Below are 24,096 nucleotides of genomic sequence, written 5' to 3' on the forward strand. Positions count from 1 at the left end.
TCTATTTTTCTTTAATCTTAAACCCAATCTTCTCCCTGTCTTTCCACTTCAATTGAGCAATTTTTTCATCAACTAAATTCTCCATTGCATTATAAAGTTCATTTAACTGAACATCGTGTTCACCTATCCGTTCTTTAATTTCTGTTAGTTGCTCGTTAATGCTACTTTGTTTCAGCAAAATTTTCCGAACATCTACAAACACTCTCATGATGGCAATATTCATATTAATTGCCTTTTCACTTTTCAAAACACCACTTAACATGGCTACACCTTGTTCTGTAAAGGCATAAGGCATCTTTCGGGTGCCGCCCCAACTTGAAGTCACAATTTGTGACTTCAAGTTGGGGTTATTTATCACCACCATTTGTGACTGGATACCTTCCCATTCTTTTGATGTAAGTTGAAACATAAAATCTTCAGGAAAGCGCATGATATTTCGTTTTACTGCCTGATTTAAAACTTTAGTTTCAACTTCATAAAGCGATGCTAAATCGAAATCTAGCATTACTCTTTCACCCCGAATTACATAAATTCTACTTTCTATGCTTTTAATAATTTGCATATCGTTTTCATTTAAATATTAATTTATAGTCGGGATGACTTCTTGCCTTTCTCTTCCCCCTTCAGGAGGATAGGGAATTAATATTCATCAGTTACACAGCCACTTGCGGCATCTGAAACTGTTTTGGCATACTTAAATAATACACCTTTTGTTACTTTTAATTCTGGTTGAACATATTTCGCTCTTCGCGCTGCGATAATTTCTTCGCTCACCTGAAGACTAATGATATTATTTACAGCATCAATTAAAATTGGGTCATTGTCTTCTACCAAGCCAATTAAACCACCTTTGTAAGATTCTGGAGTGATGTGCCCCACTACGAAACCATGTGTTCCGCCAGAGAAACGACCATCGGTAATTAAAGCTACAGATTTACCTAAACCAGCGCCAATAATTGCTGAAGTTGGTTTTAGCATTTCAGGCATACCCGGAGCGCCTACAGGACCAGAATTTTTAATTACAATCACATCGCCAGGTTGAACGCGACCACTGGAAATACCAGCAATTAAATCATGTTCACCATCAAATACACGTGCCGGACCTTCAAACTTCTCACCTTCTTTACCCGAAATTTTTGCTACAGATCCTTTTTCAGCTAAATTTCCATAAAGAATTTGTAAGTGACCGGTTGCTTTAATCGGGTTATTTAATTTCTGAATAATCTTCTGATCATAATCCATAATCGATTTTACATCAGCTAAATTTTCGGCCATTGTTTTGCCAGTTACGGTTAAGCAATCGCCGTGCAGTAAACCTTCATCTAACATGTATTTCAACACGGCAGGGATCCCGCCATATTGATGTAAATCTTGCATTAAATATTTTCCGCTTGGCTTAAAATCTGCCAATACAGGAGTTATATCACTCATCTTCTGGAAATCATCCTGTGTAATTTCAACACCGATGGCTTTACCCATTGCGATAAAGTGTAACACTGCGTTCGTACTTCCACCTAAAATGATAATGGAACGAATGGCATTTTCAAATGCTTTTCTCGTCATGATATCAGATGGTTTAATATCTTTCTCCAGCAAAACCTTGATGTATTTTCCAGTATCTAAACATTCTTGTTTTTTCTCTGGACTAATGGCTGGATTCGAAGAAGAGTAAGGTAAACTCATCCCTAAAGCTTCTATTGCCGATGCCATTGTATTGGCAGTATACATGCCACCACAAGCACCCGCACCCGGGCAAGTATGTTTGATAATGCCCTGATAATCTTCGTCCGATAAGTTGCCGCATATTTTCTGACCTAAGGCCTCGAATGCAGAAACAATGTTTAATTCTTCACCCTTATAATGGCCCGGAGCAATTGTACCGCCATAAACCATAATCGATGGACGATCTAAACGTGCCATCGCCATAATAGCACCAGGCATATTTTTATCACAACCTGGAATGGAAATAATCCCATCGTAATACTGACCACCACAGATGGTTTCAATACTATCGGCAATTACATCACGACTAACCAACGAGTAACGCATTCCATCAGTTCCGTTGCTCATCCCATCACTTACACCAATGGTATTAAAAACCAAGCCCACTAAATCATTTTTCCAGACCCCTGCTTTTACATCCTTCGCGAGGTCGTTAAGGTGCATATTGCAGGTGTTACCATCATAACCCATGCTTGCAATACCAACCTGAGCTTTAGCCATATCAGCATCGGTTAAGCCAATTCCATAAAGCATGGCCTGCGCTGCTGGTTGTGTAGGATCTTGTGTAAATGTTTTACTGTACTTGTTTAATTCGCTCATTGTTCAAAATGTATATTCTGGTTCTGTTAGTTATGATCTATTTTTTTACTCCGATTACGATTCCACTTGCCCAAGCCTGGGTGGTTATGTGGAAATCTGTTCTGGATTCTAAATCATTCATTAGTTGATTTACTTTTTCCTGATGACCATGTGGCCAATTGGGTTGAGGTAACATATCGTCTATGATATAAAGTCCTCCTTTGTTGAGCATCGCGATTGCTTCATCTAAAAGCAAATATTTTCCATGCCAGGTATCAGCAAATATGTAATCGTATTTATTTTTTTTATTTTTTGCCATCCATTCACCACCATCAGAAGAAACTAATGTCAAACGGTTATCCGCTTCTAAAAAGCTTTTAGCAATATTTATGTATTTTTCATTATTATCTACCGAAACCAACTTTGAATTTTCATCCATTCCATCTAGTATCCATGATGTAGACAAGCCAGTGCCAGTGCCTAATTCTAAAAAATTACCACTAGGTTTTGAACTAGCAAGCGTTCTTAATAATGAACAAGTCAACACATCAGAAGCCATATCAAATCCAGAAGCTTTTGTTGCTTCGTCAATCTGATCATAAGATTTTGGAAACTGTTGATTGACTTTTTGATTCATTGTTTAAAATGTATATTATTTTTCTGTTAGTTACAATGGTGTTTTTAGGTCTTGCTACTTGAAACCCGCTAGTTGATCCTGGCCACTAAATAATCACCTCGTAATTTACTTTCTCCAATACAAGATTTTTATAGGCCCGTTGTATGGTGTAACCGATAGATTCTCTCCACAAACTGCGGAAAACAATATCATCGATTGAAGCAATACCTGCAACCTCTGTCGCTGTTCCACACAAAAATGCGCTATCTGCACTCTTCAAGTCTTCTACCGTCAGATTTTTCTCAATGCATTCAATGTCTAAAACTGTGCAGAGTTCTTTAACTGTTGCTCTGGTAATTCCTGGTAAAATGTTGCCTACAGATGGAGTGTAAATTTTACCATCTTTTTCAATAAATATATTTGCACCGGATGCCTCGGCAACAAATCCATTCATATCAAGGAGTAAGGCCTCATCGTAACCTTTAATATTGGCGGCTGTGGTAGCTAAGATGGAGTTGATATAATTTCCGCTCAGTTTAGCCTCCATTGGCGTTGATTTTGGATTGGGTCTTTCGTAATCTGAAATGGTTAATTTTAATAATTTATTTCCTGAATAGGCATCCCAATCCCAGGCGCAAATGAAAATTGATACACCAGTGGGCTCATTCAATTTCATATTAGGGTGACAAAAAACCAAAGGACGAATGTAAGCGTCTTTAAGTTTGTTCAGTGTAAGTAATTTATAAGTTTCTTTAATGAGTTCTTGTTTATCCCACGGGAAAGGAATATTAGCCAATTTACAAGAGCGTTCTAAACGATCAAAGTGAGCGGCTGCTTTGAAAATGCGATTGCCATTGTGCGTTTTGTAAGCTCTGATTCCCTCGAAAGCAGCATAACCATAATGTAACGACTGCCCGTATAAGTCAGTGCTACTATCGGCAGCTTTTTCAAACTTCCCATCAAGGTAAATAATCGTATTAGAATTATAGTATTTCATAATACCTGTTTTGTTATTTAAAAAAAGCGTCCCGTTTGTATCGGGACGCTTTAAGTATATTTTAGTTTTTTAATTCTATTTATAAGCTACCCTATTTCTTGTCCAGTAAAATATTTAGGAGTAGGAGGTTAAGTAAAATGACAGGTAGTAACACAATGCTTCCCACAATGCTTGCAGTAGAATTAATTGTAAATGTGTTATTTGATAATGCCATTATTGCCTTATTGTTTATAAAACCAATTTAGTTTTTGGTTTATTAATATGCAAGGGAAAATGAAAAAAAATGAAATCAGAATATAATTTTAATATATAGTCTTACATCGCAATGTTATTCTGCTTGTTTGTGGATTTAGTGATTTAATGCCGACGGGTGTAGACTGAATATCAAAACGGTATACGGTATGTTTGTTATGCTTGCATTGCAAATATTATGGTTTTCTGCCTAAAATTAGTTTCTACGCTAAATTAATTTGAAAATTAACGGGTAATTTGAAATAAAAATTTAAGTCAGGGATCGTATAAATAATAGCTTACGGCATGGGCATTTATTATTTTGGCAAATTGATAATACTACTTTTCGAAAGGGATACTAAAACCGCTCGCGGTGTACCATTGCAATCTTTTGTAGTAAGTTAAATTGCGATCGTTAAGATCAGGAATGTAGCAAGTAATCCCCGAAAATGCTTTGATCGGTTTTCCAAGAAAATTTGAGGTGTTTGCCTTATACAAAATAACCTTATTTAATTGCGCGTAAATATCTTTAAGCTGATCTGGTTGCCAGTTGTGATTTAAAAAATCGCCGAAATCATAATTTGCAACAGGGAAACCTGCTGTAAAATCCAAACGCTGAACATTTTCGCTTTTAAACCGATCGCCATAAACTTTGGTTTTAAGCATGACAGATTTCATCTCAAAAGCTAATTGTGTAAGCTCACTGGTATTGATTAATGCAACTGTCGCGGATTGCCTGTCATCAGTATAACTATTATAATAATCGTAATAAGCTTGTGCAATATCCTTTAACTGGTCTGAACCTTTAAAAAGGTAAGGCGTGATATTTTGGTAAGGAAAACTTTCGGCAATGGTTTCGGCAGGCGAAGCGATAATATATTTGGCTTTATCTTTAAACTCATAAAGCACTTCTACACCACCCATGGAACAGGCGTCGAAAATAAGAAATTCCAGGTTGTTTGGTAATGCATTTTTTAAGTCTATGATATCCATTTCCTGCCCGTTATCTCGTCCAAATGATTTTGTTTTAATCATTGCATTTGCAGGAGGTGCCCAAGAGGTAGCATGAGACCATAAAATTAATCCATAGGTTTCTGCCGGATATTCGTTTTGTGCATCGTTTACCACATCCTTTAGAAATTCCGGGTCGGATGTTGCAGTACTTTGATAAGTTTTTACTGTATCGCTGACAATTCTGTTTTCATCCGGATCGTATTTTATTTTTAATAAGTATGATCGAACACTGCTTGTTTTAATGTAGACCAATAATACACCATCAATATCTTTGGCACCTTTTTCCATCCTGTTGATGCTTGTTAAGGCTTCATAACGGAGATCGTTATTTGCTTCCATATATACAAGCACCATTTTTTTTGCCTTTATTTTCTCAGAGGGGAGATCTTCCTGTTTTTTGCAGGAAAAATTTAAGGTGGTAACAATGAGGAAAGATAAGATGAGCAGCAAGCGTTTATGGATAATCATGGCAGGTTATTTCAGCCACAAATTAATTAATTTTCTGTTTCGTGTGCTTAAAGGTTACTTTTCAGTTTTCACTTTCCGTTTGCTGTTTATTTTTTTCGCTAACGATTTCACCACAAACGATGACTTTAAATTTGAATCATGATAAGGCTTTAAATTATTAAAGGTTTGCAGTAGAGAACATTGTATAATTATTCGACTCATTAAAGGCAGTTTTTAACTTAAATAGTACTGCTCGCGTCTACTAATTACAATGTTAACTGATAATTATAGTTTCACTTTATTTAGCCAAAACCTTAACAAATTCTTCTTTTTAGCTTAACCAAAAGCCTTTCTTACAGACCGTTCTTTGTGATATTATTTAACAAATCATCTTCTTACCGGGATGTTCAAGTCATCCAAAATCACTTAACGCAATCTTTCTCTCCGCAAATCTTGGAGACTTCCAGTTTCAAATCAATCAATCCTTAACATAATCACAAATTAATGAAAATTAAAAATTTACAATTTGCTTCAATTGTTGCGCTCGTACTTTTTGCAACAGCTTGTAAAAAAGACAACCCAAAAGATCCGGAGGTAATAATTGATAACCGAACAGCAGTTCGTTTTTCTTCTTCTATTGAGGGACAGATTAAAACGAAGGCTACCGATAATAAGTGGGATGCCAATGATGTAATTGGTGTTTTCATGAAAACGGGAACGGGTTTTACCAATGTGGTTTCGGCAAACAAATCTTATACTACCAATGGAGATGGTGAATTTAAACCATCGGCATTAGATCAATCTTTATTTTATCCAGAAAACGGAAGTGCGGTAGATTTTGTCGCTTATTATCCATTTAAGCAAGCAGTTTCAGCGAATAGTTATGCTGTAGATATTGAGAATCAAAGCAATCAAGGTGCAATTGATTTAATGTATGCCAACAATGCAACTGGCTTGAGCAAAACCAGCACCAATACTAATCTTGTTTTTTCGCACCAATTATCGAAAATTGAAATCACTGTTAAAAATGGTGCCGGTGTTACAGATTTAAATGGACTTTCTACCAGCATTACAGGTGTAAAATCTAAAGCCGACTTCGATTTGGCCAGTGGAGTTATCGCCGTGCAAGATCAGAAAACTACTATTTTAGCTAAAACTGGTATTAAAGATATCACGGTAGTATCTGAAGCGATTTTGATTCCAACCACAGATGAAACCAACACTAAGGTGGTATTTGCCATCGGCACAAAAACTTTTACTTGGAGTTTACCTGCTAATACTAAGTTCGAAAAGGGAAAAAAATACAGTTATGAAATTGAACTAAAAGGTGAAGGAGGCGGAAGCACAGGCATTGCAGCTGCCTTGAAAGCCGTAATTACGAACTGGAATGCAGTACCTTCTGGTTCATATAGTCTTGATCAGGAAACCGTAATTAATCCGCCGGCACAATATGGTTATATGGAAACACCCATTGTTAACACAGATAATAACACATTATATGTTGCACATGGCTTTCCAGGTAGAACTGGCGTAAGAAACTATTCGATGTTATATGATAAAAGGTATAAAATGGCCTATTGGGTAGCTTATCCACTGCATGCTTCTTATATTGGAAGTTCTGGTCGTACGGATGCCTGGGCATTTGATCCGGCAATTTCTTCCAGCGATCAGGTAAACTTAAGTAGTTCATTTGGGAATGGATACGATCGTGGTCACCAGATTCCAAGTGGAGACCGTACTGCTACAAGAGAATTAAATGCAACCACTTTTTATTATTCTAACATGACTGCCCAGGTTTCCTCTATGAACCAGGGAATCTGGAATAACCTGGAGCAACAGGTAAGAACATGGACTGCGCAAAGCGATACGCTTTATGTGGTTACAGGGGCAGGAATTACTACCGCTACTGATCAAAATATTACCTATTTAAAAGGATCGGCTATTCCAAAATATTACTATAAAGCGCTTGCCATGAAAAAGGGCAACACCTATTATACTATCGCTTTTAAAATTAATAACCAGGTTATTCCTTCATCAACCAATTATAATTCTTATCGCATTAGTGTAAGCGAGATTGAAAAAGAAACAGGCTATACTTTTTTCCCTAAACTATCTGAAACAGTTAAAGGCACTATTGATAACAATATCTGGAAATAAAATCTACTAAATAACGAACATGAAAAATCAAAACATTTTATTTGCAACAGCAATCACGCTGTTTGTAATGAGCAGCTCTTGTAAAAAAGACAGCCCAACTGAACCTACAAACCCTGAAAGCAGCACCGCTGTTAAATTTTCTTCGAGTATAAATGGTCAGATCAAAACCAAGGCCGTTAACGATACCTGGGAGGCCAATGATGCCATCGGTGTTTTTATGAAAACTGGCAGTGGTTTATCCAACGTTGTTGCTGCCAATAAAAATTATAAAACAACTGGTAATGGCGAGTTTACGGCATCAGCTACAGATCAAACCCTGTATTATCCTGAAAATGGCAGTACAGTAGATTTTCTTGCTTACTATCCTTTTAAGCAATCGCTTACTAATAATATTTATGCTGTAGATTTGAGTAATCAAAATAGCCAAAGTGCTATTGATTTATTGTATTCGAACAACGCAACTGCTTTAAGCAAAACCAGTACGGCTGCTAACCTGGTATTTACCCACCAATTGGCTAAAATAGAATTTACGGTAAAAAATGGAGCTGGTGTGGCAGATTTAAATAATCTAACAACAATGGTTGCGGGTTTAAATTCCAAAGCAGATTTCGATTTGGCAACCGGTATTTTAAGTAATCAAAGTCAGGCTAATGATTTAACTGCAAAAACGGCAACTAGAAATGCAGCAGTGGTATCTGAATTAATTGTACTTCCGGTAGCAGATGCTTCTGGTAAACAAGTAACCTTTACCTTACCTGCCGGAAAATTCAAACTTACTTTGCCGGCGAACACAAAATTTGAGCAAGGTAAAAAATACAGCTATGAAATTGAATTAAAGAACGATGCTACGGCTACACCTGTAGCAGTAGCGCTTTCCGCAACAATTACAAACTGGACAAACGTACCATCAGGCTCCTATACTGTTGATCAAGACCAAGTGGTAGTTACGCCACCAGTAGGCGTGGAGACTGTACTTTACACCGAAACTTTTGGTACGGGAGCTATCCCTGCAACTAAGCCGAAAATTGGCACTTACACCAATTATGATAACAAGGGTTTAACTTTTAGCGATAGTTTTGGTAATGCAGATTTAAGAACCATCTCCAGTTATGGCGATGGTACCAACGCTCATGTTTGGTTGCCGGCAACTAAAGATGCATCTGTTGTGATCGCTAATCTAAACGTTTCCGGTTTCACTAAATTGAAAATCAAATATGATTTAGCAGCGAACATTACCGGATCTGCAGCTACCGGCAATCTAAACGTAATTAAAGTAAAAGTGAATGGTATTGATGTTCCGGTGAGTAGCCAGCCAATTGCAGGTACGCCAGATCAGAATAAGTTTTACACTTTGGAACTCGCAAATATTCCGGCACTTGCAAGTAATACCATCGAATTTTCGAGTGTAGCAGCGACTAATACTTATGGCATCCGTTTAGATAATGTGGTGATTATCGGCGTAAATTAATTAAATTCAATTCATTGAAAATCCGTTTTGCTACAAGCGAAACGGATTTTTTTATTTAAGAACGATCTGAAAAAGAAATGCTGATTGAATTTCCAACAACAGCAGAGCGGAAATATTTACACAAAAAAAGCCCTTCAGATTTCTCTCAAGGGCTCTTTGTGTAATTTATATGATTATGCAATACCTTCTGCCAAAACCACTATTTTATTATGAATGGCTTCAACAACACCACCTTTAATAAAAAAGCGTTGTTCGTCGATTTTGTTTGCTTTAATAATCACTTCTCCATCTTCCAAAGTTGAAATGATTGGCGCATGGTCTTTCAAAATCTGAAAAGAACCTAAAGTACCAGGAACCGTAACGCCTGTTACCTCGCCTTCGAAAACTTTTTTATCTGGAGTTAATATTTCTAAATTCATTCTTTTTAGATTTAAGTATCAAGTAACTAGTATCAAGTAGCAAGATTCTGTTTGTAGTCCTGATACTTAATACTCAAATCTTGATGCTAATTCGCTTCTGCTAATAATTTTTTACCTTTTTCGATGGCATCTTCAATGCTACCAACTAAGTTAAACGCGGCTTCAGGATATTCATCAACTTCACCATCCATAATCATGTTAAAGCCTTTGATGGTATCTTTAATATCAACCAATACACCTTTTAAGCCTGTAAACTGCTCAGCTACGTGGAAAGGTTGAGATAAGAAACGTTGAACACGACGTGCTCTTGATACGACTAATTTATCTTCTTCAGATAATTCGTCCATACCTAAGATTGCGATGATATCTTGCAATTCTTTATAACGTTGTAAGGTTTCTTTAACGCGTTGTGCAGTATTATAGTGTTCATCACCTAAAACAGCAGGAGAAAGGATACGTGAAGTAGAATCCAATGGATCTACCGCAGGATAAATACCCAACTCAGCAATTTTACGCGAAAGTACTGTAGTTGCATCTAAGTGGGCAAATGTTGTTGCCGGTGCAGGGTCAGTCAAATCATCTGCAGGTACATATACCGCTTGTACAGAAGTAATTGAGCCACGTTTAGTTGAAGTAATACGCTCCTGCATTAAACCCATTTCAGTTGCCAATGTTGGTTGGTAACCTACCGCAGATGGCATACGGCCTAATAAAGCCGACACCTCAGAACCTGCCTGAGTGAAACGGAAGATGTTATCAACGAAGAAAAGGATGTCTTTTCCTGCGCCTTCGCCATCACCATCACGGAAATATTCTGCAACTGTTAATCCTGATAATGCTACACGTGCACGTGCACCAGGAGGCTCGTTCATTTGACCGAAAACCAATGTTGCTTTAGACTCTTTTAATTTTTCAGTATCAACTGCGTTCAAATCCCAGCCGCCTTTTTCCATGGAGTGTAAGAATTCATCTCCATAATTAATAACGCCTGATTCGATAAACTCACGTAATAAATCGTTACCCTCACGAGTACGTTCACCAACACCTGCAAATACTGATAAACCAGCGTAAGCTTTAGCGATGTTGTTTACCAACTCCATGATTAATACCGTTTTACCTACACCAGCACCACCGAATAAACCGATTTTACCACCTTTTGCATAAGGCTCTAATAAATCGATTACTTTAATACCTGTAAAAAGTACTTCAGTTTCAGTAGATAAATCTTCAAACTTAGGAGGAGTAGCATGAATAGGGCGACCACCTGTTTTATCTACAGCAGTAATACCATCGATGGCTTCTCCAACCACATTAAATAAACGACCTTTAATTTGGTCGCCAACTGGCATTTTAATTGCTGAACCAGTGTCAAGTACATCCATTCCACGAACTAAACCATCTGTAGAGTCCATTGAGATTGCACGAACACGATCTTCACCTAAGTGTTGTTGAACTTCTAAAACAATTTTTTGTCCATTTTCTTTCGTTATCTCTAACGCATCAAAAATTTTAGGTAGATGGGCATCATCAGCAAAGCTAACGTCAACCACTGGGCCGATAATTTGTGCTATTTTTCCTAAGTTAGGCATATCTGTTGTGAGTAAATTTATTACAGTCAATGAATTAAAGCCGTTTGTAAGGGCTCCAATTCGGTTGGCAAAGTTAAGTTATTATTAGTAAATTTTAAATATATATTAGAAATTTTTCCAACAGCATTTTAATGGGTATTTTAGCACTTCAAAATCTTGAAATGAAAACCATTTTAGTTACAGGTAGCAATGGCCTTCTCGGACAAAAAATTACCGAAAAAATATTGACTGAAGGACGCCTAAACTTAATTGCTACGGCCAAAGGTGCAAATCGGTTTCCTGTAGAAGGTGGTTATGAATACGCGGAAATGGATATTTTAAATGCCGAACAGGTTAAGCAAGTGGTTTTGAAATATCAGCCTGATGCCATTATCCATACCGCGGCGATGACTAATGTGGATACAAGCGAAACCAATAAAGAAGCGTGTTATCAATTAAATGTAGCCGCAACTCAAAACCTGGTATCACTTTGCGAAGAACATCATATTCATTTTATACACCTTAGTACGGATTTTATTTTTGATGGAGGCGATGGACCTTATGTGGAAACTGATGCCCCTAATCCGCTTAGCTATTATGGCGAGACAAAGCTGCTTGCTGAACTTGCCGTACAAAATTCGAAAGCAAAATGGGGTATTTTAAGAACGGTTTTAGTTTATGGAATAACCGCTGATATAAGCCGGAGCAATATTGTGTTATGGGCAAAGGGTGCATTAGAAAGAAAACAGCCAATAAATGTAGTCAACGATCAATGGAGAACGCCAACACTCGCTGAAGATTTAGCTGAAGCCTGTCTGCTGGCTGTGGAAAATGATGCGCAAGGCGTATACCACATTGCGGGTAAAGATTACATGAGTATTGCTGATTTAGTGAGAAAAGTTGCCGATTATTGGTCGTTGGATCATTCATTGATTTTAGAAATCAGTTCTGCTGGTTTAAACCAAAAAGCAAAACGACCTGCTAAAACTGGTTTTGTGTTAGCTAAAGCAATTGAAGATTTAAAATACAATCCGCATAGTTTTGAAGAGGGATTGAAGATAGTGGATGAGCAGATGGGAAATGGTGTAAGATAGTATGCAGTGGTGGGTATTGAGTATTTAGTATCAAGTGTCTAGTAGTTAGTATCAAGTATTAAGTATCTAGTATTTAGTATCAAGACTGGGCGGTGAGGTGTTTACGGTTTTAGAAATATTAACGAACAGCCAGCAACGACAAACAATAAACCACAAACGAATAGCAAACAAAAACAATTAAACATATGTCACTACAAATTGGCGATCAAGCCCCGGATTTTAAGTTATACAGCTCTGATTTAGCAGAGGTTTCCTTATCAGCTTTTAAAGGTAAAAAGGTGATTATTCACTTTTTCCCGATGGCCTTTACAGGCACTTGCACAGAACAATTATGTACCATGAGAGATAATTTCAGTTTTTACGAAGGCGTAAATGCTCAGGTTTTAGGTGTTTCTGTAGATTCTCCTTTTTCTTTAGCCAAGTTTAAAGAAGTTCAGAATTACCAATTTCCATTATTATCTGATTTTAACAAAACAGTATCGCAAGCTTACGAAGCATTTTACCCTGAATTTGTATTCGGATTAAAAGGCGTATCTAAAAGGGCAGCCTTTGTAATAGATGAAGAAGGAAAAATCGCTTATGCGGAAGTTTTAGAAAATGCTGGTGAATTGCCTGATTTCAAAGCAATTGATGATGCTCTAAAAGCTTAGAATAAAATTGCTTAATATAATTTGAGATTTTTTTTAAAAATTAATTGGAAATTAAAATCTCAAATTATACCTTTGCAGTCCGTTAACGATACGGAAAACGCATTTGTAGCTCAATTGGATAGAGCATCTCACTACGGATGAGAAGGTTTGGGGTTCGAATCCCTACAAGTGCACTGAAAGCGGCTGATCATCATCAGCCGCTTTTTTTTGTCTTAAATCATACAAAGCCGTCTTAATTTTCCCCTGTCTTCATAAAGAATATACCATGCCAGCTGTATGATGCTGCAAGACCAGTTTTATAGTTTATATATTGATGAGCAGATTAATTTTGTAATACAGACTTAACTTCGAGCTAAAGGTGTGTTTTTATATTTGGTTGATAACTAATTATTTAATCCTAAGTATAAAAAACATCGCCATTCAAATGAAGTCATCTCAAAAATTAATTGGGCTTGTCATGTCAGCAATGCTCGCCTTAGTCAGCTGTAACAAACAGCAGGAGCAGCCTGTAACTTTATCAGGTGCTAACTCCAAGCTATCTGTTACCAATAATCGGGTAATTACAGCAACAGGTGGTACATTTTCGGTATTAAGTTATAATGTTGCGGGTTTACCAGAAATAGTCTCCAGTGCACAAACACCCCGGGCTGCCAGCACCGCGCTAATAGGTAAAATAGCCAATGCCTATGATATTGTGCATGTACAGGAAGATTTTAACTACCATGCAGACTTATATGATAAAGGCAATGCACACCCTTATCGTTCATCTACGAGTGGCGGTGTACCTGTTGGAGATGGTTTAAATTCTATGTCTTATTTTCCTATGACAGATTTTGCCCGGATTACCTGGAAAAAACGCATTAATGAGAATGCACTTATTCCGAAGGGATTTACATATTGCCGTTACAGACTAGCTGATGGCGTTTATGTAGATGTTTATAATATGCACACTAATGCAGAGTCTGATCAGGCTTCTATAGATGCACGCGCTGATAACCTATTGCAATTGAGTAATTATATTGCTGTTAATTCTAAAGGAAATGCAGTTATTTTAATGGGTGATTCTAACGGCAGATATACCCGCGATAATAACCTGCATTTATTTCTGGATCTGAATGGAATGACTGATCCATGGATTGAACTGATCCGTGGTGGTAATATCCCGGTATTGGGCAGTGCAGCTATTGTGTGCGATTTTCCTAATATTAGTAACACTTGCGAAATTGTAGATAAAATATATTATCGCAGCAGCAAATTTATAAAGCTTCAGGCCTCTGGTTATAATGTGGTAAAAAGCTTTGTCAATGATGCTGGCCAACAGTTATCAGACCATATGCCATTGACGACTAATTTTACCTATACGCTTCAGTCTGCTTTTGGAGCAAGTGATTTATTTGGAGGTCCGCATGGCAATCCATTTAACGACCTGGAAACCCTTACTTCAGCTGATAATGCTAAAGTGTTTACCCTGAAAGGAGCCAATCGTGTTGATGGTATCGGAGTAACTTTTGCGGATGGTACTATCCTAAAACATGGGGGTAACGGCGGCACTTCACAGTCACTTACCTTGCAAAATGGTGAAACTGTTACATCGGCAATGTTATGTTCGGGTGAATATTCAGGTCTCACGCGAATATTTTACCTTAAACTTACCACCAGTTTGGGTAGAACCCTGGCAGTTGGTACGGCAACTTCAAATGTAATTACCTATACTGCTCCTGCGGGCTATAAAATTACTGGTTTTTATGGTAATGCAGGCGATGAGGTAGATAAATTAGGTGTTATCTATATGAAAAACTAATTCTATTTAACATGAGCATAAGCGGTTGCATCACAATTGTGGTCAGCCGCTTATTGTTTTAGAGGGAGAGATTTATTTTTTGTCTAGCTTTTTTATTGAAATGGATCGTTTTTTAGAAAACTATTCTAAAATAGTGCTGATATTTTGTGTATGTTAAATAATCTTTAAGATTAATGTAGAAATAGTTCGACGTGAGTTTGTAGAACGCTGTTTTTTAAATAAATTCTCAATATTAAATGTCATCTAAATTAATAATTATATATTTGCAGCCTTGAAAGGCAACACTTTGTGTTTAACTTTCTTTGTATAGCCATAGGAATAAGGCTTTTTAATTTTAAAGATAACCTAAACCACGTTAATGCTTAATTTAGTTCTCTTTGGCCCTCCAGGGGCGGGTAAAGGCACCCAATCTGAAAAACTGATTGCAAAATATCAGTTAGTACATGTTTCAACAGGCGATCTTTTTAGAGCACACGTTAAAGGAGAAACAGAATTAGGAAAAAAAGTTAGCCAATTGTTAGCGGATGGAGAATTGGTTCCGGATGCGATTACAATTGCCATGCTGGAAGAAGAAGTGGATAAAAATCCTGATGCAAAAGGTTTTGTATTTGATGGATTTCCACGCACAGTTCCACAAGCAAAAGAGCTTGATTTATTTTTAGAGCGTAAAGGCAGTAGTATTGCTGGTGTTATTGCTTTAGATGTTGATCAGGTAGAATTAACAAAACGCATCGCGGAGCGCCATAAAGTAAGTGGCCGACCAGATGACGATGCAGAAAAATTAAAAAAACGTATTTCAGAATACTTCGAAAAAACGATCCATGTATTACCTTATTACGAGGAACAGGGAAAATTAGAAAAAGTAAATGGAATTGGTGAAATAGAAACAGTTTATAGTAACCTTTGTTCGGTTATCGATAAATTCTAATACAATATTTTTAAATCTAAACATCCGCAGAAAAAAGCATTAGTTGTTTTTTGCGGATGTTTGTTTTTTAGCGATTTTTGTAATCAAAAATCGTAAAACTAAAATCTTAATCAATATGTCACAGGGTTCGAATTTCGTAGATTATGTAAAAATTTGTTGCCGTTCTGGTAAGGGCGGGGCAGGTTCTGCACATTTACATCGTGATATTTTAACATCTATGGGCGGTCCTGATGGCGGTGACGGGGGGCGTGGAGGCCATATCACGGTAGTAGGGAATAGCAACATCTGGACATTACTGCACCTTAAATACCGCAAGCATATTATTGCTGAAGATGGTTTGGCAGGTGGTAGTTCTCATAAATTTGGTCGCCAGGGTAAAGATGAGATTTTAGAAGTTCCACTTGGAACGATTGCAAAAGATGCAGAAACAGGCGAAGTACTTTTCGAAATTACCAAACATGGTGAAACGAAAATCTTAACACCGGGTGGTCGTGGAGGCCTGGGTAATGCGCACTTTAAAAATTCTGTGCAGCAAACACCACGATTTGCACAACCAGGCGAACAAGGAAAAGAAGTTTGGAACATTCTGGAGCTTAAAGTGCTGGCAGATGTTGGTTTAGTTGGTTTCCCGAATGCTGGTAAGTCTACTTTGCTATCAGTAGTTTCTGCTGCAAAACCGGAAATTGCCGATTATCCTTTTACGACTATTGTACCGAATCTTGGGATTGTTAGTTACCGTGGCGGAAAATCTTTCGTAATGGCCGATATTCCTGGAATTATCGAAGGTGCGTCTAAAGGAAAAGGCCTGGGTTATCGTTTCCTTCGTCATATAGAACGAAATTCTGTACTATTATTTATGGTTCCGGCAGATACCAGCAGATCAATCAAAGAGGAATATGAAATTCTAAAGCGGGAGTTAGAATCTTACAATCCGGAATTGATGCAAAAACCCCACATTTTAGCTATTACGAAATCGGATATGCTGGATGAAGAGTTAATGGGCGAAATGAAGCAGGATTTGCCCGGTATTCCATCAATATTTATTTCATCTGTGGCAGAAAAAAATATTCTAGAATTGAAAGATTTGCTTTGGAAAGCCATTGAAGGATAATTGAAAAATTGCTTTCTGTTTAGATTAAGTTGTTGGCGGCAAATTATGCTGTACTTCTTAAATTGATAATACCTTAACTGCGTATGGAATCTACTATGTAACCAACCCATTCTTTCAAAAGCATATCCCATTTTAGAAAGGCAGCGGCCTCTGGAAGAATAAAGTCAGAAAGCTCATATTCGGTTTTCCCTACGAAATTTGTCGGATAATAATCAAGCTTGCTTTTTGAAATTTTATCAAAGATTAACCTGGATCTTGGAATATGCCAGGCACTGGTAATTACCAATATTTTAGCATTCAGATCTCGCTTTTTGATCATCGAAAGGCTATATTTAGCATTTTCCACAGTATTTCGACTTCGGTTTTCAATCATAATTACTGAATCTGGAATACCCAATTTCCGTAAAAAACCGATCGTTAAATCAGCTTCCTTCACGGTGGTATCTAATAGATTTGCACTACCACTGCTCAGTAAAATCTTCTTGATTACACCTTCTTTATATAGTTTTATTGTTTGGAAAAGCCTGTCGCTACTTTGCCCAAAAGCGATTTGATGAGCTCTTTCGTTATAATAGGAATAGCCACCTAAAAGGATACCAACATCATAATGCTGTAATTTAGGGTATTCAGCCTCATAACTGTTAGTAATTTTTCCGACAATGAAACTATTGGAAAAAAATAGAAATAGCAGAATCCCTACTAGCAAAAATTGCTTTCTCCTTTTTTTTAAGAAGAAAGCAACTATAAATATTGCAACCACCCAAACGATTGGTCGCAGAATAAAAATAAGAATTTTCGAAAGAATAAAAATCATTGCTAGGATTAATAACCCCTAAAACTATGATTTTAATTTTAATCTAAGCAAGTCTAACCTTGTCCTTCTTGCACCTGAGGATTTTCACGTGCGTTTTCCAGTAATTCCTTTACATCAGATTTTGGCTTTTTTTCAAGTTTGTGTTTAAAGTGTGGTACTTCATGTTCAACAATATCTTCCTCTATGGCTTCTACGCCGAAGACTTTTTCCTTTAGTAAATTATATTTATCCTTAAAGCCGTAACGTAGGTTTTTTGCTCCACCAGCAATTTTTTCTCTTGTTCCTACGCCGCTATCAGGTGCGAATAAAACACTTACAATAGCACCTGCGGCTAGGCCTGCCACTAATGCCAAGGCAATTTGAGCGTTGTTGTTTGATTTATGTTCTAAATATTTTCCAATTAACTTTCTGTATTTCATAGCTATGCGTTTTTAAAAGGAACAATTGCTAGTAAATAATGTTTCGATAAATCTAAATCAGATAGAGATAACACATAATATTGATTAAGTTTATTATCCAAAAAATAATTGAGAGATGGTAAAAGCAACAATAAATAAGGAACATTATGCTTGTTCAGTAACAAACGGTACACACGATATTGTAATAGATGAGCCGTTTGATCTTGGAGGAACCAATAAAGGATTTGCACCTAAAGGATTGCTGATGGCATCACTTGCTTCCTGCGTTGCCATCACCTTGAGGATGTATGCCGACCGAAAAGAGTGGCCCATAGAAAAGATTGAAGTTGAAGTTAATATAGATACAGAAAATGGTGAAACTGTATTTTTTGAGGAGATTACCTGCACGGGGCAGCTAACAGACGAGCAGAAAAGCAGGCTCGAAGACATTGCCGCTAAATGTCCGGTGAGCAAAATTTTGACAGTTGGTCATGAAGTGAGATCGAAAGTGCTTTAAAAGGTGCAAAACTCGTTTCTATAAACCTAAAAAGCTTTAATATCTTTGTATCACGTCAGTTTTATTTCTGATGTAAAATTTTAGTATTGCTGCAGAAATTAAATCCCATGTTTTCTAATAGAAGAGATGGGCGAGGGATTTAGGAAAGAATTATAGGAGGAAAAGGTCAACTTTACCAAACAAAATCGCTAGAATTTCAGTCGAGAAGATGGTTCGGGATGCTGTAAATCAGTTTGTCAAGCTAAGCTTAGCAATGCTATTTAGTATAACAAGTAAAAGAGGAATTATAAAATAAATTAAATACAGTGAATAAACATCTTAACAAAACCCTTAACTGCTCTAAAATTTTAACTTTTTTTTGCTTTGTATTTATTAGTACAACGGCTTTTGCACAAACATTAAAATCACCTGATCAAAACTTAACTGCTAATTTTTCTTTAGCTGATGGTGGCATTGCAACCTATAGTTTAAAGTATAAGGGTAAAGATGTTATTAAAACCAGTAAACTTGGTTTGGAATTAAAGGAAGGTAAATCGTTGATGAATGGATTTACCATTACCGACAGCAAAACCAGTACATTCAACGAAACATGGAAGCCTGTTTGGGGTGAAGTAAAAGAAATTACGAACCATTACAACGAGCTTGCGGTAACGTTAACGCAGAAAGAAACGAACAGGTATATTATTGTTCGCTTTCGGTTATTTAATGATGGCCTCGGTTTCAGGTACGAATTTCCAGAGCAGAAAAACCTGGATTACTTCGTGATTAAAGAAGAAAAAACCCAGTTTGCATTAGCTGGTGATCATAAAGCTTTTTGGTTACCCGGCGATTATGACACCCAGGAATATAGCACCATGACTTCGAAATTATCTGAAGTTAGAGCGAAAATGAAAGAAGCTGTTACGCCAAATGCTTCGCAAACCACATTCTCTCCAACGGGTCTGCAAACGCCACTAATGATGAAGAGTAGAGATGGTTTGTATATCAACATTCATGAAGCAGCCTTGATTAACTATTCTTTAATGTCTTTAAATCTGGATGATAAAAATATGGTATTGGAATCTTGGTTAACACCTGATGCAATAGGAGACAAAGGCTACATGCAAGCGCCTTGTTTATCGCCATGGAGAACTATTATTGTAAGTGATAAGGCCGGAGACATTTTAACTTCGAAATTAACATATAACCTTAATGAACCTACAAAGTTTAAAGATGTATCGTGGATCAAACCAACGAAATATGTTGGGGTTTGGTGGGAAATGATCACCGGAAAAAGTACCTGGGCATATAATAATTTAACCAGTGTACAATTGGGCGTGACCGATTATTCAAAAACAAAACCAAATGGGAAACATGCCGCTAATACCGCTCATGTAAAAGAATATATAGATTTTGCGGCAAAGAATGGGCTTGATGCCGTTTTAGTAGAAGGTTGGAATGAAGGCTGGGAGGATTGGTTTGGCAAAACAAAGGACTATGTTTTTGATTTTGTAACGCCGTATCCGGATTTTGATGTGCAGGAATTACATCGCTATGCCGCAAGCAAAGGCATTAAAATGATTATGCACCATGAAACTTCTTCGTCTGTTCGGAATTATGAGCGCCACCTTGATACTGCGTATAAATTTATGAAAGCAAACGGTTATGACGCCGTGAAAAGTGGCTATGTTGGTAATATGATTCCGCGTGGAGAGCACCATTACGGGCAGTGGTTAAATAACCATTATTTATATGCAATTCAGAAGGCAGCAGAATATAAAATTATGGTGAATGCACATGAAGCCGTTCGCCCTACAGGTTTAGCACGTACCTATCCGAATTTAATTGGAAACGAGTCTGCCCGTGGAACAGAATATGAAGCTTTTGGTGGGAACAATGCGGATCATACCACTATATTGCCGTTTACACGCTTAATTGGCGGACCTATGGACTACACGCCTGGTATTTTTGAAACGAAGATAAGCGCCTATAATCCAGAAAACAATTCTTTCGTTCATACCACACTTGCCCGCCAGTTGGCGCTGTATGTAACCATGTACAGTCCGTTGCAAATGGCAGCAGATTTGCCTGAAACGTATAATAAATATATGGATGCGTTTCAATTTATTAAGGATGTCGCTGTTGATTGGGATGATACCAAAGTTTTAGAAGCCGAGCCAGGAGATTACATTACTTTCGCCCGTAAAGCAAAAGGAAAAAATAATTGGTTTGTTGGGCGTACAAATGATGAGGAAGCCCGTACCTCAAACATTGATTTAAGCTTCCTGGATGCCGGTAAAAAATATACCGCAACCATTTATGCTGATGCGAAAGATGCGCATTACGAAAAGAATCCAAAAGCCTATACGATCCGCAAAATGGAGGTGACCAGTAAAACGAAGTTATATCAATATTGTGCACCCGGTGGTGGCTATGCGATTAGTATTATGGCGAAGTAATTTTGTTAACCGCAAAGGGTGCTAAGTTTTTCGAAAAGAGTTAAAGGAAAGGTTAGGTTAAATAGGTCAATCCTAGTGTTAGTCCCCCGAACATTTTTATTGAAGATATGTCATTAGAAAAGTTCCCCTAAATAGCATAGATCACGCAGATTTAGTTTTGATATTAAATCATTTTTATAACCATGGAATACTATTAAACTGCTAATTGATGAGCCTTTTCAAAAATGATTACCATAAAAAGTATAATTTTTGCATATTGCTGGCACTAGAATAATCTGCGCAAATTGTCTTCATTTGTGAGAGAAAAATAAACCAAACAAACAATGGCAAAAACTAAAAATCACATTGAGCTTCAATTTCTTAGCGAACCTTCAGATGTAAACTATGGCGGCAAAGTGCATGGTGGAATGATGATGAAATGGATTGATCAGGCAGCTTTCGCATGTGCTTTACAATGGAGTGATTCTTATTGTGTAACTGTTTATGTTGGCGGTATTCGTTTCTTCCGACCTGTTCATATTGGTCACCTGGTAAAAATGGAAGCCAGGATTATTTATACGGGTAAAACCAGTATGCACATCGCCGTAGATGCTTATTCGAAGCCTGTCGGAAAATCTGATTTTGTGAAAAATACCCATTGCATCATTGTTTTTGTGGCAGTTGATGAGGAAGGACAACCCAAAGTAATTCCTTCATTTAAACCGAAAACAGAAAAGGAAAATGCCATGCATGGTTATGCAATTAAGCTTATGGAGTTGAGAAAAAGTATTGATAAGGAAATGGAGCCTTATATTGTTTAATAGATTTTATTTTTTGCCTTTTGGGTTGAAACCCAAGGCAATAATTTTGATTCATGAGATTCATCGCCTAGGGTTTCAACCCTGGGCTATTTTTTGGATAATTTATTTATTTGCCTTTTGGGTTGAAACCCAAGGCAATAATTTTGATGCATGAGATTCATCGCCTAGGGTTTCAACCCTAGGCGATTTTTTGGATAATTTATTTTTTGCCTTTTGGGTTGAAACCCAAGGCAATGATTTTGATGCATGAGATTCATCGCCTAGGGTTTCAACCCTAGGCGATTTTTTGGATAATTTATTTTTTGCCTTTTGGGTTGAAACCCAAGGCAATGATTTTGATGCATGAGGTTCACCGCCTAGGGTTTCAACCCTGGGCTATTTTTTTGATAATTTATTTATTTGCCTTTTGGGTTGAAAACCAAGGCAATGATTTTTGATGCATGAGATTCATCGCCTAGGGTTTCAACCCTAGTCTATTTTTTTGATGATTTATTTTTTGCCTTTGGGGTTTCAATCTTGGGGCTCCATTATACCACCCCAACTACAGGTAGTGCGAAGCAAAATTTACTGCCTTCACCAATTTCACTAATTACCCATATTTTGCCGGATTCGGCTTCAATGAAATCTTTTGAAATGGCAAGTCCTAAGCCAGATCCGGATTTGTTTTGGCCATCGGTGGGCACTTGAAAATACCGCTCAAATAAGCGCTTTTGATATTTTTCGTCGATTCCCTTTCCATAATCCTGAACGGAAAATTGAATGAATTTGTCTTTTTGAAAAACATCAATTACTACTTTAGATTTTTCGGCACTGTAACGTAATGCATTTGATAAAAAATTAACCAATACCCAGGCTGTTTTCTGGATATCAGCATTTACCTGAGGGAGGTTTTTATCAAAATTGAGTTCAAGCTTTATTGATTTTTGCTCGGCCTGGAATTTTACTGCATCTATAGCGTACTGAACAATGTCTTCCGGTTTGGTGAGGGCGAAAGTGAGCTTCAGGTTTCCGGTTTCTACCTGCGATAGATCTAACAGTTCACTGGTAATTTTCAATAACCGATCACTATCTTCTTTAATGTGCGAAAGTAGTTGAACTTGCTCTTCATTCATGGAGCCAACCCGCTCATCATTCAACAGTTTTAAACTCATTTTAATAGAAGACAGTGGCGTTTTGAGTTCATGAGAAACCGTTGCAATGAAATTGGTTTTTGCTTCATCAAGTTCCTTAAACTGGGTAATGTTTTTCAATACAAATACGCTCCCGGCAGATCTTATTGATGATTTTAGTGTCTTTTCATCCTGATCTTCATAGTTGGGAATGATGATTTCGCGATGCTCCAGCAAAAAATAGGATTCCTTTTCATCAGCATAAATTTTCAAAGTTTTATCCGCTGTTTCGGGTTTAATGATCCGTTTAAGCAATTCATTTTTCTTCATCAATTCCGCCGCATTCTGACCGATAACTATTTCTGCATCCAAATTCATAAGTTGGGCTGCCAGATGGTTTAAAAACAGGATTTCACCTTTTTCATTTAGACCTATGATGGCATCCTTCATCTGTGCGATAATAGCTTCAATACGCGATTTTTCTGATTTAATTTTAGATAGGTTGCTATTTTCCCATTCATTTAATTTTACAACCATGCCATTGAAAGCATCGGCTAGCTCAGTAAATTCATCATGATTTTTGAAATGCAACCGCTGCTTATAATTCTTTTTGCTGATTTGCTTAATGGCAGAACTAAATTCAGCGAGCGGGTTGGCAACGAAACCGGGAAAATTAACAATGAAGGTAAAGAGGATTAAAAAACTGAGCACCGCCGCAATTGAAATATAGAGATTCGCTCTTGCAGATGCTGCATTTGCCAATTCATTTTTATCGTAAATGGCTTTCATGTTCACGGTCTCAATTTTCTGAAGTGCAGAACGGAGATTTTTAATGCCGTTTTCTCTACCTGTGGTGGCTGGTGAGTTTAGTGTTTTGTAGGTGCTTTCCAATTTTTGGAAAGCTACTTTTTCACCATCTTCGGTGAGGTTGGTGCCTTCGTTTTTTAGGTTTTGCTCAAAAACTTTCGCTGCGTTTGTTGGAAAAGGAAAGGTATTTTCATCAATTATCTTTCGCATGGCGCTTACATAATTAAGCGACTTATAGTTGTCTTTCAGGATGATTTTTGATTTATCTGAAAGTTCATTCAGGAAGAATAAGGCAATCAATCCAAACGATAGAACAATGATAAAGAGAAATCCGAATCCGAGGCGAAGCTTGGTTTTTATTTTCATGGTGATTTGGTTTTTTTAACCGCAAAGAGCGGAGAGTTTTTCGCA

General features: G+C 37.2%; 20 protein-coding genes and 1 tRNA gene. 11 read left to right on the plus strand and 10 right to left on the minus strand.

Annotation, left to right across the window (positions count from 1 at the left end):
- Window position 1: 1 nt before the first annotated feature.
- The 5 genes from SOM16_RS18730 to SOM16_RS18750 form a co-directional block, all read right to left on the minus strand.
- Window positions 2–562, minus strand: coding sequence for an ORF6N domain-containing protein (locus SOM16_RS18730; protein ID WP_320465526.1), 561 nt, complete (start codon window positions 560–562; stop codon window positions 2–4).
- A 77-nt stretch (window positions 563–639) separates the two neighbouring features.
- Window positions 640–2,322: a dihydroxy-acid dehydratase gene (ilvD, locus tag SOM16_RS18735; protein WP_320465527.1), complete on the minus strand. Its 1,683-nt coding sequence runs from the start codon at window positions 2,320–2,322 to the stop codon at window positions 640–642.
- 37 nt (window positions 2,323–2,359) lie between these two features.
- The gene (locus SOM16_RS18740) at window positions 2,360–2,938 is read right to left on the minus strand and encodes an O-methyltransferase (RefSeq protein WP_320465528.1); all 579 of its coding nucleotides are present in this window, start codon (window positions 2,936–2,938) and stop codon (window positions 2,360–2,362) included.
- 85 nt (window positions 2,939–3,023) lie between these two features.
- Window positions 3,024–3,914, minus strand: coding sequence for a branched-chain-amino-acid transaminase (gene ilvE, locus SOM16_RS18745; RefSeq protein ID WP_320465529.1), 891 nt, complete (start codon window positions 3,912–3,914; stop codon window positions 3,024–3,026).
- A 570-nt stretch (window positions 3,915–4,484) separates the two neighbouring features.
- The gene (locus tag SOM16_RS18750) at window positions 4,485–5,627 is read right to left on the minus strand and encodes a clostripain-related cysteine peptidase (RefSeq protein ID WP_320465530.1); all 1,143 of its coding nucleotides are present in this window, start codon (window positions 5,625–5,627) and stop codon (window positions 4,485–4,487) included.
- A 483-nt stretch (window positions 5,628–6,110) separates the two neighbouring features.
- Here SOM16_RS18750 and SOM16_RS18755 point away from each other — a divergent pair, with 483 nt between their 5' ends.
- Both SOM16_RS18755 and SOM16_RS18760 read left to right on the plus strand, forming a co-directional pair.
- Window positions 6,111–7,763 (plus strand): fimbrillin family protein, encoded by a 1,653-nt coding sequence (locus SOM16_RS18755; protein WP_320465531.1) that lies wholly within the window; start codon window positions 6,111–6,113, stop codon window positions 7,761–7,763.
- Window positions 7,764–7,782: 19 nt separating this feature from the next.
- Window positions 7,783–9,231, plus strand: a complete 1,449-nt coding sequence (locus SOM16_RS18760; RefSeq protein ID WP_320465532.1) for a fimbrillin family protein — start codon at window positions 7,783–7,785, stop codon at window positions 9,229–9,231.
- Between the two features lie 173 nt (window positions 9,232–9,404).
- Here the strand turns inward: SOM16_RS18760 and atpC are convergent, their stop codons facing one another.
- Window positions 9,405–9,650, minus strand: a complete 246-nt coding sequence (gene atpC, locus SOM16_RS18765) for an ATP synthase F1 subunit epsilon (protein ID WP_320465533.1) — start codon at window positions 9,648–9,650, stop codon at window positions 9,405–9,407.
- An 86-nt stretch (window positions 9,651–9,736) separates the two neighbouring features.
- Window positions 9,737–11,239, minus strand: coding sequence for a F0F1 ATP synthase subunit beta (gene atpD, locus SOM16_RS18770; RefSeq protein ID WP_320465534.1), 1,503 nt, complete (start codon window positions 11,237–11,239; stop codon window positions 9,737–9,739).
- A gap of 161 nt (window positions 11,240–11,400) precedes the next feature.
- On the opposite strand from atpD, the gene SOM16_RS18775 reads away from it, so the two are divergent.
- From SOM16_RS18775 to obgE, 6 genes are all read left to right on the plus strand, one after another.
- Window positions 11,401–12,312, plus strand: a complete 912-nt coding sequence (locus tag SOM16_RS18775; RefSeq protein ID WP_320465535.1) for an SDR family oxidoreductase — start codon at window positions 11,401–11,403, stop codon at window positions 12,310–12,312.
- Window positions 12,313–12,497: 185 nt separating this feature from the next.
- The gene (locus tag SOM16_RS18780; RefSeq protein ID WP_320465536.1) at window positions 12,498–12,962 is read left to right on the plus strand and encodes a redoxin domain-containing protein; all 465 of its coding nucleotides are present in this window, start codon (window positions 12,498–12,500) and stop codon (window positions 12,960–12,962) included.
- Window positions 12,963–13,061: 99 nt separating this feature from the next.
- Window positions 13,062–13,135, plus strand: a tRNA-Arg gene (locus SOM16_RS18785).
- Between the two features lie 284 nt (window positions 13,136–13,419).
- Window positions 13,420–14,763, plus strand: coding sequence for a jacalin-like lectin (locus SOM16_RS18790; RefSeq protein WP_320465537.1), 1,344 nt, complete (start codon window positions 13,420–13,422; stop codon window positions 14,761–14,763).
- A 358-nt stretch (window positions 14,764–15,121) separates the two neighbouring features.
- Window positions 15,122–15,691, plus strand: a complete 570-nt coding sequence (locus SOM16_RS18795; protein WP_154279010.1) for an adenylate kinase — start codon at window positions 15,122–15,124, stop codon at window positions 15,689–15,691.
- Window positions 15,692–15,806: 115 nt separating this feature from the next.
- A complete protein-coding gene (gene obgE, locus SOM16_RS18800) occupies window positions 15,807–16,802 on the plus strand; it encodes a GTPase ObgE (protein WP_320465538.1) in 996 nt (331 codons plus the stop codon).
- Window positions 16,803–16,875: 73 nt separating this feature from the next.
- Here obgE and SOM16_RS18805 read toward each other — a convergent pair whose 3' ends face one another.
- On the minus strand, window positions 16,876–17,616 hold the full coding sequence (locus SOM16_RS18805) for a YdcF family protein (RefSeq protein WP_320465539.1): 741 nt from the start codon (window positions 17,614–17,616) through the stop codon (window positions 16,876–16,878).
- Between the two features lie 53 nt (window positions 17,617–17,669).
- On the minus strand, window positions 17,670–18,035 hold the full coding sequence (locus SOM16_RS18810) for a YtxH domain-containing protein (RefSeq protein WP_320465540.1): 366 nt from the start codon (window positions 18,033–18,035) through the stop codon (window positions 17,670–17,672).
- A gap of 115 nt (window positions 18,036–18,150) precedes the next feature.
- Here SOM16_RS18810 and SOM16_RS18815 point away from each other — a divergent pair, with 115 nt between their 5' ends.
- From SOM16_RS18815 to SOM16_RS18825, 3 genes are all read left to right on the plus strand, one after another.
- The gene (locus SOM16_RS18815; protein ID WP_320465541.1) at window positions 18,151–18,531 is read left to right on the plus strand and encodes an OsmC family protein; all 381 of its coding nucleotides are present in this window, start codon (window positions 18,151–18,153) and stop codon (window positions 18,529–18,531) included.
- A gap of 305 nt (window positions 18,532–18,836) precedes the next feature.
- A complete protein-coding gene (locus tag SOM16_RS18820) occupies window positions 18,837–20,969 on the plus strand; it encodes a glycoside hydrolase family 97 protein (RefSeq protein ID WP_320465542.1) in 2,133 nt (710 codons plus the stop codon).
- 323 nt (window positions 20,970–21,292) lie between these two features.
- On the plus strand, window positions 21,293–21,769 hold the full coding sequence (locus SOM16_RS18825) for an acyl-CoA thioesterase (RefSeq protein ID WP_320465543.1): 477 nt from the start codon (window positions 21,293–21,295) through the stop codon (window positions 21,767–21,769).
- Between the two features lie 527 nt (window positions 21,770–22,296).
- On the opposite strand, the gene SOM16_RS18830 is transcribed toward SOM16_RS18825, so the two are convergent.
- Window positions 22,297–24,051, minus strand: coding sequence for an ATP-binding protein (locus tag SOM16_RS18830; RefSeq protein WP_320465544.1), 1,755 nt, complete (start codon window positions 24,049–24,051; stop codon window positions 22,297–22,299).
- Window positions 24,052–24,096 lie beyond the last annotated feature (45 nt).

Origin of the sequence: Pedobacter sp. CFBP9032 (assembly GCF_034045265.1) — a bacterium.
GTDB lineage: Bacteria > Bacteroidota > Bacteroidia > Sphingobacteriales > Sphingobacteriaceae > Pedobacter.

Coding starts and splice junctions, on each gene's coding strand:
- SOM16_RS18780 (WP_320465536.1), top strand. CDS start 12,498: ATGTCACTACAAATTGGCGATCAAGCCCCGGATTTTAAGTTATACAGC.
- SOM16_RS18795 (WP_154279010.1), top strand. CDS start 15,122: ATGCTTAATTTAGTTCTCTTTGGCCCTCCAGGGGCGGGTAAAGGCACC.
- SOM16_RS18755 (WP_320465531.1), top strand. CDS start 6,111: ATGAAAATTAAAAATTTACAATTTGCTTCAATTGTTGCGCTCGTACTT.
- SOM16_RS18750 (WP_320465530.1), bottom strand. CDS start 5,627: ATGATTATCCATAAACGCTTGCTGCTCATCTTATCTTTCCTCATTGTT.
- SOM16_RS18790 (WP_320465537.1), top strand. CDS start 13,420: ATGTCAGCAATGCTCGCCTTAGTCAGCTGTAACAAACAGCAGGAGCAG.
- SOM16_RS18760 (WP_320465532.1), top strand. CDS start 7,783: ATGAAAAATCAAAACATTTTATTTGCAACAGCAATCACGCTGTTTGTA.
- SOM16_RS18730 (WP_320465526.1), bottom strand. CDS start 562: ATGCAAATTATTAAAAGCATAGAAAGTAGAATTTATGTAATTCGGGGT.
- SOM16_RS18815 (WP_320465541.1), top strand. CDS start 18,151: ATGGTAAAAGCAACAATAAATAAGGAACATTATGCTTGTTCAGTAACA.
- SOM16_RS18775 (WP_320465535.1), top strand. CDS start 11,401: ATGAAAACCATTTTAGTTACAGGTAGCAATGGCCTTCTCGGACAAAAA.
- atpD (WP_320465534.1), bottom strand. CDS start 11,239: ATGCCTAACTTAGGAAAAATAGCACAAATTATCGGCCCAGTGGTTGAC.
- SOM16_RS18810 (WP_320465540.1), bottom strand. CDS start 18,035: ATGAAATACAGAAAGTTAATTGGAAAATATTTAGAACATAAATCAAAC.
- SOM16_RS18740 (WP_320465528.1), bottom strand. CDS start 2,938: ATGAATCAAAAAGTCAATCAACAGTTTCCAAAATCTTATGATCAGATT.
- SOM16_RS18825 (WP_320465543.1), top strand. CDS start 21,293: ATGGCAAAAACTAAAAATCACATTGAGCTTCAATTTCTTAGCGAACCT.
- atpC (WP_320465533.1), bottom strand. CDS start 9,650: ATGAATTTAGAAATATTAACTCCAGATAAAAAAGTTTTCGAAGGCGAG.
- ilvE (WP_320465529.1), bottom strand. CDS start 3,914: ATGAAATACTATAATTCTAATACGATTATTTACCTTGATGGGAAGTTT.
- SOM16_RS18805 (WP_320465539.1), bottom strand. CDS start 17,616: ATGATTTTTATTCTTTCGAAAATTCTTATTTTTATTCTGCGACCAATC.
- ilvD (WP_320465527.1), bottom strand. CDS start 2,322: ATGAGCGAATTAAACAAGTACAGTAAAACATTTACACAAGATCCTACA.
- SOM16_RS18830 (WP_320465544.1), bottom strand. CDS start 24,051: ATGAAAATAAAAACCAAGCTTCGCCTCGGATTCGGATTTCTCTTTATC.
- obgE (WP_320465538.1), top strand. CDS start 15,807: ATGTCACAGGGTTCGAATTTCGTAGATTATGTAAAAATTTGTTGCCGT.